Source organism: Variovorax sp. PBL-E5 (genome assembly GCF_901827185.1).
Taxonomy (GTDB): domain Bacteria; phylum Pseudomonadota; class Gammaproteobacteria; order Burkholderiales; family Burkholderiaceae_C; genus Variovorax.
The window spans coordinates 4,365,441-4,381,354 of record NZ_LR594671.1 but is presented as its reverse complement, the minus strand read 5'-3'; the positions used below and the strand labels follow the sequence as shown (position 1 = coordinate 4,381,354).

Here is a 15,914-nt window from a genome sequence, read left to right as displayed (position 1 = left end):
AAAGAAAAACTAAAAATACGCTTCATTGAGATTCCATGTGGAGTTTTAAAGCTGTAGCCGAAACGCATTCGACCGCGCGCTCACCGAGCCTTAACTTCTGCACTGAACCCAGCCCAAGGCTCCGTTGTATTGCCCAGTGCGTCCCCAGCACCATCCCATCCCTTTCAGCTTCGAAAGGACCACTTCCCGCTGGTCACATGCTTGTCTCGTCATCGGGTCGGAGCCAGAACCATTGCGGCATTGGTCGGTGAGTGCGTCACCGCGCGCCTTGAGCAGGACCAAGGCATCGACGGGAGGCATGGCCGGAGCTGCCATCGGGGCGACAACCACCGGCGTGTTTGTCTGCCGAGGCGTCGGCCCAGTCGTCGCCCTTGGAGGCGCAGCGAGGTCGGCCAGGCGCTCTTGGTACGCATCAATCACGCAGTCCTTGGCAGTGCAGCGATCCCGTTGTTCGACACGCCATGCTCGCGAGGTCGCATAGAAGGCCTTCTTGTCATCAGCCTTCGACTCGGCGATCTTGAATGCGGCGCCAAGCTTGGTGTCGAGAGCCGAGAGCTCGTCGTCAGCACAAATCATCTTCTCCACGCTGGTGCCGGCTTTGCTGCACCAACCAGGGCGTTGGGCCGGTTCGGCCGCGGGAGACGCCTGAGCAAATGATGGCGCCGGCATTGTTGGTTGTGAGGGTGCCGGCGTGGCGGCGATTTGTGGAACCGTCTGAATTGCCGCTGCTATCGGCGCAGGCCCCTCGACCGGCGTCCAGCAATTGAGCATCGGCGACTGAACGACCATGCCTCCGCCAGTGCAATGCAGCGTCACGATCTGCCCACGTTGAAGCGTCGCCAACTCAGCGATAGCGCTCTTGTCGAAGTTCGCGCGCACGCTCTCAAACTCGTTTCCGCTCTGGATCGATAGGTACGGGTCATCCGCAAAGTCTTTGCTGATCGACTCCAATCGACCGGTCACCAGAAGTTGCTTGCCTTTGTACTTGAGGTCGGCGGCTACCTCGTTGGCCTTGTACGCGGCAAACAGGCTGGGGGCATCAAGGCGAATGTCCGAAGCCGAAGGCGAGGGAGAAATTGACTGCGCCGCAGCGATCGGGGGAGCTTCGGCCTCTCTGTCCGCGGTCGGCGGAGTGAGCATCTTTTGGATTGCTCTTCGCGCCGTGAACATGAAGGCGCCCGGGCCGGTGTTCCAAGCCACGGAATCGCCGTCGACGATGATGTCGACAGGAATTTCCTGCATCTCGCCGTCGAACTGTACGTGGGCGATGCCTTTATAGCTGTGGTCGCTTTGCTTGAGAACGTCGACGGCGCCGACCTTCAGCTTGAACTCTTTAAACGCCGGATCATCATCCAGCTTCCGCTGCATCGACTGCTTGACGGTTGCGCTGACTTCGTCCTTTGACATGCCGCAACCGCCAAGGGCCAGAACAATGGCAAGCGTCCAGAATAGTCTTTTCATTTTTCGTCACCTTAGAACGCCGAGCGCCTGATCGCCCAATTGTCGAAAACCAGGGGCCGCTGCCCAATTTTGACGGCGCTCGGCGCTTCGGGCAGTGCAGTTCTTCACAAAATCATTTGATCATCGCCCGATTGGCCGACAGCGTAAATGATCAAGGCCCTTCCGGGCCTTCTTGCCACACGACCCGATGTTGACAAACGCATGCCTCTGCTGAGCGCGGCACCATCGACGATCTCGCGGGCGGGTCCCTCCTTCAATCGGAGGCTGAACCTTTTGCCGACGCCATTGGGGAAGACCTCAATGCACCGGTGCGGATCGCGAATCCCTACTTGCCCCCAGTCCGCCTTACTTCGCTACTTCGCTCCTTCGCTGCTTCGCGAACTTGAGAATAGGCCGGAAAGCCGGGCCAGTGCTCATTCTTCGCGGGTTCGCATCATTAGCAGACCAACTGAGGGAAGTCTCGATGGGTGAATTAGCGCCTCGTGCCGGCGCTCGAAGTAAAGGTAACGCAAAAAGACTTGCATCACCGTTCTTTATGCGTTACCTTTACGGCCATGACGAAACAAGAAATGGAAGAGCGAGCACGAATCGGCCGGCCGCCCTTGCCCGAAGATCAAAAGGCAGTGACCAGTTCGCTCAGGCTCACGCCTGCGCGTTGGCTCAAGCTCCGCCAGCTCGGCATGGCATGGTTGAACAGAGCGATCGACAAGGCGAAGCTGCCGACCGAATAACGCCGCGCCTCAGGGCGCAGATAGGCACCCAGTGCCTATTTGATCTGAGGCAAAAAGGCGACAGCCCAAGGTGCTGGACACACCTCGGGCCGTCTAACCACAACGTGCAACCGCGAAAGGACTCGCACATCATGGCTACTCAAATTATCCCGCGCCCGAGCGGCGCAGCAACGACCAGAAGCGGTACATCGAAAGAGGCAGCAGCCCCTGACGGCCTCCAGTACTACAGGTCGTTGCCGCCGAGGCAACGCACAGCGCTTGCGATTGATATGGCTTTGGAGATCAGTCAGCACTACGACCGAGCCAGGTCGCTGTTGATGGCTCTAACAACCCAACTGCGCCAATTCGCGGATGAAGACAACCCAACGGCGCTTCATCTAGCCGAAATCGCAGAGGAGTGGATGGAGGAGCCAGGGCACCTGGCGCAGGAGCACCGGCTGATGGCGTGCCTGCGAGCCTCTGAGGAGGTGTCCCATGCCTAAGCAGCCCGCCGCAGCCCCCGCCGATCTGGTCGATCGATTCCGGCCCGAGGAGGACGCGAAGTTTGAACTCTTGCGTGAGTCGGGCTCGGTGCAACTTTGGGCCTCGACCATTGCGCCGCGCGTGCATGCCGAGCCGCGCCCGCCGCGGACTCGCTACCACGTCGCTATCGGGGGCAGCGCGACCTACATGTTCATGTCGTCGCCCGAGATCGCCGACACCAATTTCGACTATGCGGTGGCGCAAAGCGGCGCACATGGCTGAGCACCTTGGCTCGAGCAAGCGCGCGGCGTCGATGACCAAGCCGGCCACCACGCCTGCGCCATTGCGCTTGGTGCGCTCCGCAGTGAAACCGTGTCAGGAAACCATAGATGCGCTCACGCAGCTGCTCGATCTCGCGATCCGCGGCGAGGTGACTGGCATCGCGTTCGCATGCTCTGTGCGCGACGGCAGCCGGTTCATCACCAATGTCACGGGCCGCTGTTTCGAGAATCCGACCTTCACGCGAGGCGCGCTGGCGTTCCTGCAGGATCAGGTCGCCACCCTCCAGCACCAGTTGCCGCGCGACGGCCCGCGCTGACTTCAGAGTTTCGTAGCGGGCCGGCGAACTGACCGACGAGGACGGCAGCCAGACGCATCTGCGTCTGGTGCGGGGCGCGAGCTGAGCCCTGATCGCAGGCCGTTCGGGGCGTTTCAGGTGCGCCGCAGCGTTAGGAGCCGATTTCAGGCCGCAACTCGATCATGAAAGGCGTTTCTGCTGGGGGTGAGCCACCCAGATACAGCATGCGAGCGCCTGCCTCATCCGTCTTTGCGCCTGCGACTTCGGTCCCCCAGTTGCGCCAAGTTGCCACAAGCGCGCGCTCGTTCGGACCAAGATGCTGGGAGATGGAAGTGATCCACGTCGTGCGCGTCGGGCATTCGAAAAACCCGATGAGTTCGCCGCGACTTGTCGCCTCTTTCCACCCGCTGTCATTGGGCGGTTCGGCGATGTGAATTGTCGTCACCTTCGCATGCCCGATGCCGGGAGCCGGAAGCCACCGCATGAGCCTTGCTTCTTCCGGCTCATCGTTGAATCGCACGAGATCCTCGTCGGGGCAGATGATGTGCATCGCTTGAACCATCGGTGCTTCTGGCAGTTTCCAGGTGACCCAGTGCCGCGAGCCTTCGACGTCGCCGCCGTCAGGAGATTGCATGTACTCGGTGGTGAAGCCGACTTGGCATTTTCGATCTCGATGGAAGCTGGCCTTCGTCACTCCACCAAGGTGCCTGATTGCCGCATAGACATCGCCCTTCTTGTTTCCCCAGATCCGCCAAGTTGAACTGCGCAAGCCGTCTGGGTCTCCGACCGCCCACCGGATGCCTGCGCTCTTGGGCAAGTCTTCGAACGTGTGGATGGCCTCGCCGAGCGGCACTTGAAATTGGGGCACTTTGAACCTCGCGGGGGTTGTACGAGGCCTATCGTAGATGGATCGCCGACGTTGTCTCCTCGCGCAGATCAATCGATTCCCGTTTGGCGGTAGGGATGATGGAAAAATCGGCGAATGGTCTCGAAACCCGCATGGATTCTAGAGACTGTGCGGACACACTCTCCGCCGCGAGTCGTGGGTCACTCTTCGCAACCCTCACCCCTCACTGCCCCTGCTTCGGCAAATTCAAACTCTGCAACAACGGCACCCACCGATCGAACTCGGTGCGAACGAACTTCGCCAGTTCCTCCGGCGTGCCGCCGCGCGGCTCCATGCCGATGGCATGGGCGCGCGTGACGAACTCGGGGTCGGCGATCACCTGGTTGACGGCGTGGTTCAGCCGTTCGATCGCCGCTTTCGGCGTGGCCGCCGGCACCGAGAGTGAATACCACAGCACGGCCTGGACGTCGTAGCCCATCTCCTTGAAGGTCGGCGCCTCCGGCACCTGCGAAAGCCTGCGGCTGTCCATCACGCCGAGCACGCGGAGCTGGCCGCTGCGGACGTAGGGCAGCGAACCCGTGATGGACGTGCCGTCGATGTCGATCTGCCCGCCGAGCAATGCCTGCAGCGCCGGCGTATCGCCGTTGAAGGGCACATGGGTGGTGCTGATGCCGATCGACTTCTCGAAACTCATCGGCGCCAGGTTGGTGAGGATGGCCGAGCCCGGGGAGCCGCGGTTGATCTTGCCCGGATGCAGCTTGGCGTATTCGACCATCTCCTTGATGTTCTTGTACGGCAGGTCGGTGCGCCCGACGATGATCGCGGGCTGGTAGGCGATCTGCGAGACCGGCGCGAAATCCTTGACCGGGTCGTAGGGCAGCTTGTCGAACAGGATGGTGTTGTTGGCCAGCGTGCCGAGCGAGGACACCAGCACCGTGCGGCCGTCCGGCCGCGACTTGGCCACGTAGTCCGCGGCGACGATGCCGCTCGCGCCGGGCTTGTTCTCCACGATGATCTGCATCCCGCGTTTCGTGAGCTCCGAGGCCAGGATGCGGACGTATTGGTCGGTGCCGCCGCCGGCCGCGAACGGGACCACGATGCGGGTGGGTTGTTCCGCATGGGCCGCGCCCAGCGCCGCGATCAATCCCAGCGACAGGCCGGCGATGAATTTCAGATAACGCACTTTGTCTCCTTGTGAGCGGGGCCCGCGGCGGCATCGATGTCCGCGCGTCGGGGTCGCCGGCGCAGTCTATCGCCGGGCATCGGCCGCAAATCTGCAAGGAATGAAAAGCTGCTTTGTATGTCGTGCACACGGGGCAGGGGTGCGGCCATGGCTCGGGCAGGCCCGGCGGGCCATTCAGGCTCCGGTGCCTGCGGCCACCGCGGCCTTCACGACGCCGGCCTCCAGCAGTTGCGCCGTCTCGCCGTCGCTGAACCCGGCGTCCCGCAGGATCTCCTCGGTGTGCGCGCCGTGCGCGGGCGCAGCCTCGGTCCGGCGGCGCGGCGTGCCGCACAGCTCGTAGGGCAGGCCGAAGCTGGCGTAGCCAGGGCGATCGCCGTTCGGCGCGACGTCCATCACCATGCGGCTCGAACGGAAGTCCTCGCCCGCCAGCACGTCGCCGTAGCTGCGCACCACCCCCACGACGATGCCGTTGCGCGTGAGCAGGTCCACGCATTCACGCGTGTCGTGGCGCGACAGCCGTTCACTCACGGCCAGCTTCATGGTCGGCCGGTTCGCCACCCGCAGCTCGTTGGTGAGAAAGCGCGCATCGGTCGCGAGTTCGGGGCAGCCGATGGTTTCGCACAGGCGCACCCAATGCGACTGCACATAGGCGGAGACCACCACCATGCCGTCGCGTGTGCGGAAGATGTCGGCCGCGGGTGCGTTCATCGGCTGGCCGTCGCCGCTGCGTGTCGGTTCGACGCCGCGCGCCAGGTAGTCGCTCCAGTTCGGCAGCTGCAGGTGCAGGGCCACTTCCAGCAGCGAGACACGGATGGTTTCCCCGACGCCGGTGCGCACGCGCCGGAACAGCGCGGCGAGCACGGCCTGGGCCGCCACCTGAACGGTCGCCGCGTCGATGATGGTGGCGCCCACCTTCTGCGGCAGGCCTCGCGCTTCGCCGGTCACCGACATCAGGCCGCTTTCCGCCTGCGCCGCAATGTCGTAGCCCGGCCGGTCGCGCGAAGGCGCATCGGCCGGAAAGCCGCTGATCGACACATGGACCAGCCCCGGATGCATCGCGCGCAATGCATCCGCGCCGAGGCCGAGCGACTCGGCGGCGCCCGGTCGCAGGTTCTGCACGACCACGTCGGCGCGCAGGATGAGGCGGCGCGCGATCTCGATGCCGCGCGGCTTGCGCAGATCGAGCGCGATCGACTTCTTGCTGCGGTTGTAGGCGCGCAGCATCGCGTGCCCGAAGTGGCCCGTGTGGCGCGACATGTCGCCTTCCATCGATTCGAGCTTCACCACTTCGGCGCCGAGGTCGCCGAGCGTCATCGCGGTGCCGGGGCCTGCGATGTAGTTGCCGAGTTCGACGACGCGGATGCCCTGCAGGGGCGGAGGAGCAGCGGCTTGTTCGTTCATCCGCGCAACTCTAGGAGCCGGCGGCCGCGGCGGAAAGGCAGAAGCTGCAAAGCTGCTTTGCGTCGCCCTCACGGTGCCGTGTCTTCGCGCAGCGCCTCGGCCATGAAATCGACGAAGGCGCGCACCTTCAGCGGCAGGGTGCGGCTCTGGCGGAAGACCGCGTAGATGCCGTTGGAAAACCCGCGCACCGCGAGGCGGTACTCGGACAAGAGCCGCACCAGCGAGCCGTCTTCGATGTTGCTGCGCACGGTGGGCTCCGACAGCAGCGCGATCCCCATGCCGCCGATCGCGGCGATGCGCAGTACTTCGCCGTTGTTCGAACTCAGCACGCCCTCGATCGGCAGCACCTGCTGTTCCACCTGTTCGTCGATGTACTTCCAGGTGGTGCTCTCGCGCTCGCGGCGGTAGGTGAGGCACTTCAGGTTCGGCAGATCGCTCGGATGCCGGATGCGCGGATGCGCCTTGACGAAGGACGGACTGGCCACCAGCACCTCTTCGCTGCTGAGCAGCCGCTTGATCACGAAGCTCGAATCGTTGGACTCGCCGGTGCGGATGTCGATGTCGAAGTCCTGCTCCACCAGATTGACGGGGTGCTCGGACAGTTCGAACTCCACCCGGACGTCCCGATAGCGCTCGGCGAAGCGCGGCAACAGCGGCGCGATCACGCGCTGGCCGATCTGCGTACGCGAGTGGATGCGCAGCCGTCCCTCGGGCACCAGCTTGGATTTGCGCGCGGCTTCCTCTGCCTCGGCCATCGCTTCGAGCACCACCTCGGCGCGTTCGAGAAAGGCCTGGCCTGCTTCGGTGACCTTGAGGTTGCGGCTGGTGCGGTCCACCAACTGCACGCCGAGTTCTTCCTCTAGCGCGCTGATGCGGCGCGAGATGGTCGCGGGCGACAGGCTCAGGCTGCGCGCCGCGGCCGAGAGGCTTCCCTTCTTCAGGGTGATCACGAAGATCCGCAGCGAGTCGAGGGCCTTCATTTCAGAAGTCGCAAGGAAGTTGTATGCAGGTTGGCGATCGAGGCTGGCATCCCGTTCCTCTCATTGTCCGATGCGACCCCGCAGGAGCTCGGCGATGGATTCTGGAATCTTCATTCTGCTGCAGCAGCGAAACAGGCATTAGACCTCCTGCCGAATCCTGCGCGCGTCTCGGGCGGCGATGGTGGTGTGGAGAAGCTGCACCAGAGCCGCGCCCTGATCGATTCAGGGAGCGACTTTCAGGCCGATGGGCCGGTCACTCACGCGGTCAACCGGCGGTTGCAGGCAGAGCCGGTTCGTTGGCAAACAGGACGGTGAGACCTTCGGCGATCGTCGGATGCGCCAGGACACTGTCGCGCAGTGCCGTATAGGGAAGACCCGCGAGCATCGCAGTCTGCACCACCGCGATCAATTCACCCGCGCCCGCGCCCAATGCGGTGAAGCCGAGGATGCGATCGCTGTCCGTGGCGATGAGCGCCTTGAGGTGGCCGTACGTCTCCGAAATCGTGCGTGTTCGCAGCACCGCCGCCATCGCGACCTTGGCGATGCGGTAGGGCACGCCCGCGCGCCGCGCCTCGGACTCGTTCAGGCCGACCCGCCCGAGCTCGGGGTCGGTGAACATGCAATAGGGCATCATGCGATCGCGCGTCGTGCGTTGGCCGCCGTTCAGGTTGTCCCTCACGATGCGGAAGTCGTCGAACGCCGCGTGCGTGAACTGCGGGCTTCCCGCGCAGTCGCCCATCGCCCAGATACCTTCGGCCGAGGTCTCGAGACGCTCGTTGACCTTGACGTAGCCCCGCTCATTGAGCGCGACGCCTGCCGCTTCGAGTCCGATCCCTTGTGTGTTCGCCATGCGTCCGGCAGCGACGAGGATGTCGCTGCCTTCGACCAGCTGCGTGCCGGACGCCGTGCGGATGCGAAGTCGCACCTTGTCACCCGAGCGGCCCTCGACGTCGATCAGCTCGGCGTTGAGCACAATCTCGATGCCTTCTTCCGAGAAGCGCCGCATCAGCGCTTCGGCCACGTCGCTGTCCTCGCGTGCCGCCAACTGCGGCCCTTGCTCCAACACCGTCACGCGACTGCCGAAGCGGCGCATCGGCTGCGCGAACTCGAGCCCGACATAGCCGCCGCCCAGCACGACCAGGTGTTCTGGAACACGGTCGAGCTCGAGCGCTTCGACATGCGTCAGCGGCCGGGACTGCCGAAGCCCCGGCGTGTCCGGAATGGTGGCGAGCGTGCCGACATTCAGATAGACGCGGTCGCCGGTGAACATCGTGGTGGTCCCATCTTCCAGCTGCACCTCGATGGTCTTCGGCGCGACGAAGCGGCCTTCGCCCATGACGAGTTCGGCGCCGCTCGCCGCGTAGTTCCTGCGGTGGATCTCGATCAGGTCATCCACCATCCGGCGCTTGCGATCGCGCACGGCGCCCATGTCGATGCCGATCGCACCGCAGGAGATCCCGAACTCCGCTGCGCGGCGCAACAGCGCGGCCACGTGCGCGCTGTAGATGACGTTCTTGCTCGGCAGACAGGCGACGTTCGGGCAGGAGCCGCCGATCAGTGCACGCTCGATGACAACGGAACGCAGCCCGGTCTTCGCCATCGTCCATGCCAGGTATTTCCCCGACTCGCCGCTGCCGAGGACGAGGATGTCGCAGTGCTGGATTTCCGACATGAAACCTCCATGAAGACTTCGGTCTTCCGAATGTTCGGACGCGCGAGCACTGCGGCGATATGCCGGCGGTGCGCTGCCTCAGATCTTGTCGAATCCGCCGCCCGCGGCCGCAAGGCCACCACCGACCTTGAAGGTGCCGATCGCGCCGTGCAGCTCCATCGGTGCCACGCCCTCGCCATGCGTCGTGAGCCCGCCGTCGATCTCGATCGCCTGTGCCGACCCGCCGGGCTTGATGCTCAGCGCAATCGCCGCGAGCTTCATCACCACGCCTTTCACGAGCGAATCGCCGGTGCCGCCGAAGGTCTCCACGCCGCGATGCACCACCAGGCGGCCGATCGGCTGGCTGATCTGGATGCCGACCGCGCCGTTCGCATGCGTCGTGACCCGATCGAACTCCGCCAGGCCGACCGTGCCCGCATAGACGTTGAAGCCGCGCGCGCCGGCGCCGAAGGTTTCGATCGGCGCGCGGACCTTCAGCGTGTTGACGATGTTGAAGTTCACGAAGCCGATGCCGCTCGGTCCATAGGACGTCAGCTTCTCCTCGGCGGTCCAGCGGTCGACGTTGCCCCAGTTGTCGAGCACCATGTCGTTCACGCCGTAGGTCACGACAGGGCCGCGGTTGCGCACTTCGTCGACATGGGCGTTGAAGACGGTGAAGACGCCGCCGGTGATCTGATCGGGCGTGCCCGGCGCAATCCCGCCGTCGCTGTAGACCGCGCCGGTTTCGAGCAGCGCTGCGACGAGTTTCCCGCCGGTGAAGCCGGCACCACTGACGAAGATGCCGCTGCCGCGCACCGGCGCGCCCTCGCGGCCTGCCGACAGGCCGACGAGCCTGGCCGTGACGACGCTGCGCTCGTCCTGCTGCATGTTCCAGAGCGTGAATGCGCCTTGCAGCACATGGACGCCGAAGCCTTGCGGCCTGTCGCTGCGCACACGCGCGTCGGCCGCCACGATGTCGAGCCCGTCGACATCGACATGGCCGCCCTTGACGGCATCGCGCGCGAGGATCTGCACCTGGCCGGTCGCGGTGACGCGCGTCAGCCGCATGCGGCCGAGGCTGTCGACCTGCGTGTCGTTGAAGATCACGCGCTGCGCCGGCGATGCCGTGAGGCGCAGCAGGCGGATCTCGTTGTCCGTCGTCAGTTGCAGGCCTTCGCTGCCGTCGGCAAAGGTGATGGAGGACTGATCGTCCTCGCCGCACAAGGCCTGGCCCGGCGCGAGGCGAATGGAGGGTGCGTTCGCGAGCTTGCCGTGCACGATGAAGCGCTGGGCGCCGCCCTCGCGGGTGGCTGCAATCAATTCGTCGGTCGTGGTCACCTTCCGGTCAGGCAGTGGGGCGCGGATGTTGCTGCTCATCGGAAACTCCTTGCAAAGCAATCGTGAAAAATCAATAGTGTCACGATCCTCGAAGCATCTGCAATGACAACACGAACGATCACCACCACGCTGCAGGCCGAGCCACTCATCGACGACGGCGACATGCTGCTGCGGCGTGGATTGCCTTCCGCACAGCGAACGGCGCTGGGACCTTTCATCTTCATCGATCACTACCGCCACCGGAGCCAGCGCGGCATCGGCGACAGGCCGCATCCGCATGCGGGCATCGAGGTGCTGAGCTATCTGCTCGAAGGTGGCGTCGAACACCGCGACAGCCTGGGCCATGTCGATCACCTCGGGTCGGGCGATGCGCAGCACATCCGCGCCGGCCGCGGCATGCTGCACGCCGAGCAGCCCGCCGGCGGACGCCATGGGCTGCAACTCTGGACCAGCCTGCCGCCGGACCAGAAGCTCGTGGCGCCCGCCTATGCATCGTTTCGTGCTGCCGACATTCCGGAGATCGTGCAGGAGGGCGCGCGCGTGCGCGTCGTCTGCGGGCAGGTGGAGGGTGTCCGCGGGCCGATGAAGCTCGCCACGCCGACCACGCTGGCCCATGTGCATCTCGATCCGTCGGCGACCGTCTCGTTGTCGGTGGACGCCACGCAGGAACTTGGGCTTTATGTGCTGGACGGTTCGCTGGTCGGCAGCGAAGGAACTGCCATCGGCGCGGGCGCGCTCGCGATCCTGACGCCGGGCGACCGGCTCGGCATCACTGCAACGTGCGAGCATCCGGTCGACGTGGCGTTGCTGGGCGGCATGCTGGTGGAGGGCGCTGTTCTGTTCTCCGGGCCCTTCGTGATGGACACGCCCGAGCGCCTGGCACAGACGAAGCGCGACTTCGCCAGCGGCAAGATGGGCACGCTCGACGGCGTTCCGTTCTGAGAGCGCCTGCCGCACCTGTCGACGTGTACGGCTACGGCGCCACTTCCTGCTGCAGGTGGCGCTCGAATTTTTCCAGCAGCGTGTGCATGGTCTTGCGGGCGTCGGCGAATTCGCTCGATTCCGCGCGGCGAGCCATGTCCGCGTCATAGGCGGCACGCGTCTCGAAAGCGCATTCCCAGCGCACGTCAGGGCCGGCACCCTCCAGCTTCGTGAAGATGCGGCCCGCCGGCAGGCCGAGCCGCGCCCTGACATCGCTGGCGCGCCGGCGCTGGGCCAGCACGGCTTCGGCCTGTCCGGGCCGGGCGTAGTAGTTGGTGATTTCAACGATCATGGTTGGCGGACCTCCGTGCCTGATTCCGTGGCGAATCCATCCTCGATGGTGCGGCACGCGGCCGGCACTCAGGGCATGAACTCTTGACAACAGTCTTATTTGATCACAAACTGTGATCACGCTTTGATTTCTTTGCAGATGGTCTGCCGAGATGCGTGAGCCCAGTGCGAGGAGTTCAGTCGATGCCAACGATCCAGTCCATAGAAACCCTGCTCGTCCAGTTGCCCACCCGCCGTGAGCACAAGTGGACCGGCCTCACGGAAACCATCGGCCGCTACCTGCTCACTCGCATCACCGACAGCGACGGGCGCATCGGCTGGGGCGAGGCGCCGGCACTGAAGGACTGGGGCGGCGAGTTCGGCCGCTACTTCGGCGAGTCGACGCTGATCGCGAAGGCCGTCATCGAGAACTACCTTGCGCCGTCGCTGATCGGCGTCGAGCTCGGCAACTTCGCCGAGATGCACGCGCGCATGGACGCGGTGATCCGCGGCTATCCGTACGCGAAGGCCGCGGTGGAGTTCGCGGCCTACGACGTCACCGGCCGCTGGCTGAATCTGCCCGTGCACATGCTGCTGGGCGGCAAGGTGCGCTCGCGGGTGATGGTGACCCATTCCATCGGACTGATCCCGATCGCGGAAGCGGAGAAGGAAGTGGCGCAGGTCGCTGCCGAAGGCATCAAGACGATCAAGATCAAGATCGGCGTCGATGCCAAGCGCGACATCGACATGGTGCGCACCGTCCGCGGCGCAGTGGGTCCGGATGTCGAACTGTGCGTCGATGCGAACGAGGGTTACCGCACGCCCGGCGAAGCCATCACCACCGTGCGTGCGATGGAGCCCTACCGCCTCAAGTACGTCGAGCAGCCCGTCATGGGCATCGAGCGCATCGCTGAAGTCGCACGTGCAATCGATCCGCCGGTCATGGCCGACGAGTCGGCGTGGAATGCGCACGACGTGATCCAGATCAGCGAGCGCCGCGCGGCGCAGATCGTCTCGATCTACACCACCAAGCCCGGCGGTCTCTACAAGGCAATGGAAGTCGCCGCCGTCTGCCGTGCGGCCGGGATCATCTGCAACGTCAACGGCTCCGTCGAGACGGGCGTGGGCAACCTCGCCAACATCCATCTCGCGGCCGCGGCGCCGGCGGCCACGCTGTCGTGCGTGGTCCCGGTGTCGACGCCGGCCGAATGGCAGAAGGGCCAGGTGGGCGGCATCTACTACCGCGACGACCTGATCGTTGCACCCATGAAACTGGTCGATGGCGGCATCGAGGTGCCGACCGCGCCGGGCATGGGCATCGACGTCGACCTCGCCAAGATCGAGAAGTACCGGGTACGCGACTGAGCGTCGCGCGACACATTCAAACCAAAGAAGGTGCCAGATGCGCAAAGCAATCATTGACCGGCAGGTGAAGGCCATGGCCGAGAACGGACTCGACGCGATGGTGTCGTGCTCGCCCGAGAACTATGCCTATGCGACGGGCTTCGTCGTGCCGTCGCAGCCGCTGATCCGGCATCGGCACGCGATGGCGATCGTCACTGCAGATGCGAAGACGGAGCTCTTCTCGGTCGACATGGAAGCCAGCACCGTGAAGCGCCGGGCACCGAACGTGCCGACGCGCATCTGGGCCGAATTCACCGACGACGCGATGCTCGTGCTGGCCGATCAGCTGAAGAAGCTCGGTCTGGCGCAGGCCCGCATCGGCATCGAGATGGACTACCTGCCCGCAGGCGATCTCGCGCGCCTGCAGGCGGCGCTGCCGCAGGCCAAGTTCGAACGCTGCGAGCACATCCTCGCGCGGTTGCGCCAGATCAAGACGCCGGAAGAAATCGCGCTGCTGCGCCGTCTTTCGCGCATTGCCGACCAGGCCATCACCGACGCGCTGGCCTCCGTGAAGGCGGGCGATTCGGAGATGGACATCGCCGGCCACCTGACGCGCAATGTCTATGCGCTGGGCGCCGAGCATTTCAAGCTGATGATCATCGCGACCGGCGAGCGCAGCATGCTGCCCAACGTCGGCCCGTCGGAGCGCCGGCTGCAGCCGCGCGACGTGTGCCGCGTCGAGATCTTCTCGGTGATCGACGGCTACCAGGCCGGCGTGTGCCGCACTGCCGTGGTCCGGGAGGCGCCGCCGATGGCCAACGAGATCTGGCAGCATCTGGTGGACTGCAAGTACCGCATCATGGAGATGGTCAAGCCCGGCGCGAGCTGCCGCGCGATCTACGATGCCTTCATCGCCAAGCTGGCCGAAATGAAGTTGCCGCCGATCTCCTTTGTCGGTCATGGCATCGGCCTGCATCTGCACGAGGATCCCTACCTCGGCAAGACGCCCATCCTCGGCCGCCCGGGCAGCGATGCGCTCATCGAAGAAGGCATGGTGCTCGGCTTCGAACCGCTGTGCTATGAAACGGGGTACGGCTTCGGCATGCAGAACAAGGACATGCTGCTCGTCACCGCCAACGGCAGCGAGCTGCTGTCCGACTACGCCGACACCGACCGGCTGCTGGTCGTCAAGGGCTGAGCGCGGCCCGAACCTCAACCGTGGAGTGATCCCCTCATGCGTACGCTCATCGAGCATCTCGAATTCGCCTTTCTCGTCGACGCCAACGACACCGTCGTGCGCGACGCCAGCATCCTGATCGAGAACGACCGCATCGTCGACATCGGTGCGGCCGCGGAGGTCGCGGCGAGGCATCGCGGCGAGTCCTTCGATCGCGTGATGGACGGCCGCATGCTCGGCATCTGCCCGGGCTTCGTGGACAGCCACGTCCATCTGTCCGAAACCCTGTCGCGCGCCGTGTTTCCCGACAACCTCAATACGCGCGCGTGGGTGTTCCACTGGGCCAAGCCCTTCTATGCGCACATCACCGAGGAAGACGAGTACTGGGGCGCGCTGCTCGGCATCACCGAGATGCTGCGCAACGGCACGACCTGCTTCATCGACATGGGCTCGCAGTACGACCCCGGCATCACCGTGCGGGCGATGGAGCAGACCGGCATCCGCGGCGTCACCGGCCGGCATGCCGCCGACAATCCGCCGCCGGAACTGCCGCGCGGCTGGACCGAGGAGATGGCGCGGCATCATTTCTTTCCGAACGCGCAAGCCGCGCTGGCCGAGCTCGAAGCCTGCGTGCGCAAATACGATGGCGCGCTCGACGGCCGCGTGCGCTGCTGGGTCAACATCGAAGGCAAGGAGCCGTGCACGCTCGAGCTGCACGTGGGCGCACAGAAGCTCGCCGAGCGGCTCGGCGTCGGCACGACCTACCACCTGGCGACCTCGATCGAGGAAGCGCGCGTGTGCGAAGAGAAGTACGGCTGCTGGCCCATCACGCGCATCGACCGCGCGGGCGGCATCGGCTCCAACCTCGTGATCGCGCACGGTGCTGCGGTCAGCGACGACGAAGTGAAGCTCCTGGCCGAGCGCGGCGCGAAGGTCGCGTTCTGCCCGTGCTCCTCGTTCAAACTCGGCAAGGGCGCGACGAAGATCGGCAAGTATCCGGAGATGGTCGCGGCCGGCGTCACGGTCGGCCTCGGCACCGACGGTGTTTCTGCGGCCGGCAACATGAACCTGATGCGGCAGATGCTGATCGTGGCCGGCATGTTCAAGGACGCGCGCATGAAGCCCGACATCTTCACGGCGCGGCAGGCGCTGCGCGCGGCGACCATCGATGGCGCCAAGGCCGCGATGTGGGACCATGACATCGGCTCGCTCGAGGTCGGCAAGAAGGCGGACTTCATCCTCTTCGATCTCGACCACATCGAATGGACGCCGTTTCACGATCCGCTGCAGGCGCTGGTCTTTTCCGCCTCCACGGCCTCCATCTCGCAGACCTGGGTCGACGGCAAGACGCTCTACAGCGAAGGCAAGGTGCACGGCATCGACGAGCCCGCGCTGCGCCGCAAGGCCAGGGAGCTCGCGGCCGCAGCGGTGGTGCGCGCGGGCCTGCACGAAGAGGGCGTCGAGACGACCACGACGCTCTACGACAGCGGCAACTGATGCGGATGCGCCGG

Annotated in this window: 16 protein-coding genes; 8 read left to right on the top strand and 8 right to left on the bottom strand. The window is 65.0% G+C overall.

Annotation, left to right across the window (positions count from 1 at the left end; genetic code table 11):
• Positions 1–90: 90 nt before the first annotated feature.
• On the bottom strand, positions 91–1,461 hold the full coding sequence (locus tag WDLP6_RS21230; protein ID WP_162593945.1) for an OB-fold protein: 1,371 nt from the start codon (positions 1,459–1,461) through the stop codon (positions 91–93).
• A 482-nt stretch (positions 1,462–1,943) separates the two neighbouring features.
• Here WDLP6_RS21230 and WDLP6_RS21225 point away from each other — a divergent pair, with 482 nt between their 5' ends.
• From WDLP6_RS21225 to WDLP6_RS21215, 3 genes are all read left to right on the top strand, one after another.
• The gene (locus tag WDLP6_RS21225) at positions 1,944–2,192 is read left to right on the top strand and encodes a hypothetical protein (RefSeq protein ID WP_162593944.1); all 249 of its coding nucleotides are present in this window, start codon (positions 1,944–1,946) and stop codon (positions 2,190–2,192) included.
• Between the two features lie 474 nt (positions 2,193–2,666).
• Positions 2,667–2,936 (top strand): hypothetical protein, encoded by a 270-nt coding sequence (locus tag WDLP6_RS21220; protein WP_162593943.1) that lies wholly within the window; start codon positions 2,667–2,669, stop codon positions 2,934–2,936.
• On the top strand, positions 2,929–3,252 hold the full coding sequence (locus tag WDLP6_RS21215) for a hypothetical protein (protein ID WP_162593942.1): 324 nt from the start codon (positions 2,929–2,931) through the stop codon (positions 3,250–3,252). Before WDLP6_RS21220 ends, WDLP6_RS21215 begins: the two co-directional genes overlap by 8 nt.
• A 130-nt stretch (positions 3,253–3,382) precedes the next feature.
• Here the strand turns inward: WDLP6_RS21215 and WDLP6_RS21210 are convergent, their stop codons facing one another.
• The 4 genes from WDLP6_RS21210 to WDLP6_RS21195 all read right to left on the bottom strand — a co-directional run bounded on the left by WDLP6_RS21210 (position 3,383) and on the right by WDLP6_RS21195 (position 7,642).
• Entirely contained in the window at positions 3,383–4,099 is a 717-nt protein-coding gene (locus WDLP6_RS21210) for a hypothetical protein (RefSeq protein WP_162593941.1), read from the bottom strand.
• 202 nt (positions 4,100–4,301) lie between these two features.
• On the bottom strand, positions 4,302–5,261 hold the full coding sequence (locus tag WDLP6_RS21205) for a Bug family tripartite tricarboxylate transporter substrate binding protein (protein ID WP_162593940.1): 960 nt from the start codon (positions 5,259–5,261) through the stop codon (positions 4,302–4,304).
• A gap of 174 nt (positions 5,262–5,435) precedes the next feature.
• Entirely contained in the window at positions 5,436–6,662 is a 1,227-nt protein-coding gene (locus WDLP6_RS21200; RefSeq protein ID WP_162593939.1) for a CaiB/BaiF CoA transferase family protein, read from the bottom strand.
• A gap of 68 nt (positions 6,663–6,730) precedes the next feature.
• Positions 6,731–7,642, bottom strand: a complete 912-nt coding sequence (locus WDLP6_RS21195; RefSeq protein WP_162593938.1) for a LysR family transcriptional regulator — start codon at positions 7,640–7,642, stop codon at positions 6,731–6,733.
• 30 nt (positions 7,643–7,672) lie between these two features.
• Here WDLP6_RS21195 and WDLP6_RS21190 point away from each other — a divergent pair, with 30 nt between their 5' ends.
• Positions 7,673–7,957: a hypothetical protein gene (locus tag WDLP6_RS21190; RefSeq protein ID WP_162593937.1), complete on the top strand. Its 285-nt coding sequence runs from the start codon at positions 7,673–7,675 to the stop codon at positions 7,955–7,957.
• On the opposite strand, the gene WDLP6_RS21185 is transcribed toward WDLP6_RS21190, so the two are convergent.
• Positions 7,908–9,314, bottom strand: coding sequence for an FAD-dependent oxidoreductase (locus WDLP6_RS21185; RefSeq protein ID WP_162593936.1), 1,407 nt, complete (start codon positions 9,312–9,314; stop codon positions 7,908–7,910). The two genes, WDLP6_RS21190 and WDLP6_RS21185, sit on opposite strands and share 50 nt — an antisense overlap.
• 78 nt (positions 9,315–9,392) lie before the next feature.
• Complete coding sequence (locus WDLP6_RS21180; RefSeq protein ID WP_162593935.1) at positions 9,393–10,670, bottom strand: hypothetical protein; 1,278 nt, start codon at positions 10,668–10,670, stop codon at positions 9,393–9,395.
• A gap of 63 nt (positions 10,671–10,733) precedes the next feature.
• Between WDLP6_RS21180 and WDLP6_RS21175 the strand changes: the two genes are divergently transcribed.
• Entirely contained in the window at positions 10,734–11,573 is an 840-nt protein-coding gene (locus tag WDLP6_RS21175; RefSeq protein WP_162593934.1) for a pirin family protein, read from the top strand.
• A 31-nt stretch (positions 11,574–11,604) separates the two neighbouring features.
• Here the strand turns inward: WDLP6_RS21175 and WDLP6_RS21170 are convergent, their stop codons facing one another.
• Positions 11,605–11,904, bottom strand: coding sequence for a hypothetical protein (locus WDLP6_RS21170; RefSeq protein WP_162593933.1), 300 nt, complete (start codon positions 11,902–11,904; stop codon positions 11,605–11,607).
• A 182-nt stretch (positions 11,905–12,086) separates the two neighbouring features.
• On the opposite strand from WDLP6_RS21170, the gene WDLP6_RS21165 reads away from it, so the two are divergent.
• Genes WDLP6_RS21165 through WDLP6_RS21155 form a run of 3 tightly spaced genes read left to right on the top strand, consistent with a single transcriptional unit; the run spans position 12,087 to position 15,900 of the window.
• The gene (locus tag WDLP6_RS21165) at positions 12,087–13,247 is read left to right on the top strand and encodes a mandelate racemase/muconate lactonizing enzyme family protein (protein ID WP_162593932.1); all 1,161 of its coding nucleotides are present in this window, start codon (positions 12,087–12,089) and stop codon (positions 13,245–13,247) included.
• Between the two features lie 37 nt (positions 13,248–13,284).
• Positions 13,285–14,424 carry a M24 family metallopeptidase gene (locus tag WDLP6_RS21160; protein ID WP_162593931.1) on the top strand — a complete coding sequence of 380 codons (1,140 nt, stop codon included), beginning with the start codon at positions 13,285–13,287 and terminating at the stop codon, positions 14,422–14,424.
• A 36-nt stretch (positions 14,425–14,460) separates the two neighbouring features.
• Complete coding sequence (locus tag WDLP6_RS21155; protein WP_162593930.1) at positions 14,461–15,900, top strand: amidohydrolase family protein; 1,440 nt, start codon at positions 14,461–14,463, stop codon at positions 15,898–15,900.
• Positions 15,901–15,914: the final 14 nt, after the last annotated feature.

What these genes read in the sequence shown, in the direction of transcription:
- WDLP6_RS21230 (WP_162593945.1), bottom strand. Translation starts at nt 1,461, where the DNA reads ATGAAAAGACTATTCTGGACGCTTGCCATTGTTCTGGCCCTTGGCGGT.
- WDLP6_RS21220 (WP_162593943.1), top strand. Translation starts at nt 2,667, where the DNA reads ATGCCTAAGCAGCCCGCCGCAGCCCCCGCCGATCTGGTCGATCGATTC.
- WDLP6_RS21215 (WP_162593942.1), top strand. Translation starts at nt 2,929, where the DNA reads ATGGCTGAGCACCTTGGCTCGAGCAAGCGCGCGGCGTCGATGACCAAG.
- WDLP6_RS21200 (WP_162593939.1), bottom strand. Translation starts at nt 6,662, where the DNA reads ATGAACGAACAAGCCGCTGCTCCTCCGCCCCTGCAGGGCATCCGCGTC.
- WDLP6_RS21195 (WP_162593938.1), bottom strand. Translation starts at nt 7,642, where the DNA reads ATGAAGGCCCTCGACTCGCTGCGGATCTTCGTGATCACCCTGAAGAAG.
- WDLP6_RS21185 (WP_162593936.1), bottom strand. Translation starts at nt 9,314, where the DNA reads ATGTCGGAAATCCAGCACTGCGACATCCTCGTCCTCGGCAGCGGCGAG.
- WDLP6_RS21180 (WP_162593935.1), bottom strand. Translation starts at nt 10,670, where the DNA reads ATGAGCAGCAACATCCGCGCCCCACTGCCTGACCGGAAGGTGACCACG.
- WDLP6_RS21175 (WP_162593934.1), top strand. Translation starts at nt 10,734, where the DNA reads ATGACAACACGAACGATCACCACCACGCTGCAGGCCGAGCCACTCATC.
- WDLP6_RS21170 (WP_162593933.1), bottom strand. Translation starts at nt 11,904, where the DNA reads ATGATCGTTGAAATCACCAACTACTACGCCCGGCCCGGACAGGCCGAA.
- WDLP6_RS21165 (WP_162593932.1), top strand. Translation starts at nt 12,087, where the DNA reads ATGCCAACGATCCAGTCCATAGAAACCCTGCTCGTCCAGTTGCCCACC.
- WDLP6_RS21160 (WP_162593931.1), top strand. Translation starts at nt 13,285, where the DNA reads ATGCGCAAAGCAATCATTGACCGGCAGGTGAAGGCCATGGCCGAGAAC.
- WDLP6_RS21155 (WP_162593930.1), top strand. Translation starts at nt 14,461, where the DNA reads ATGCGTACGCTCATCGAGCATCTCGAATTCGCCTTTCTCGTCGACGCC.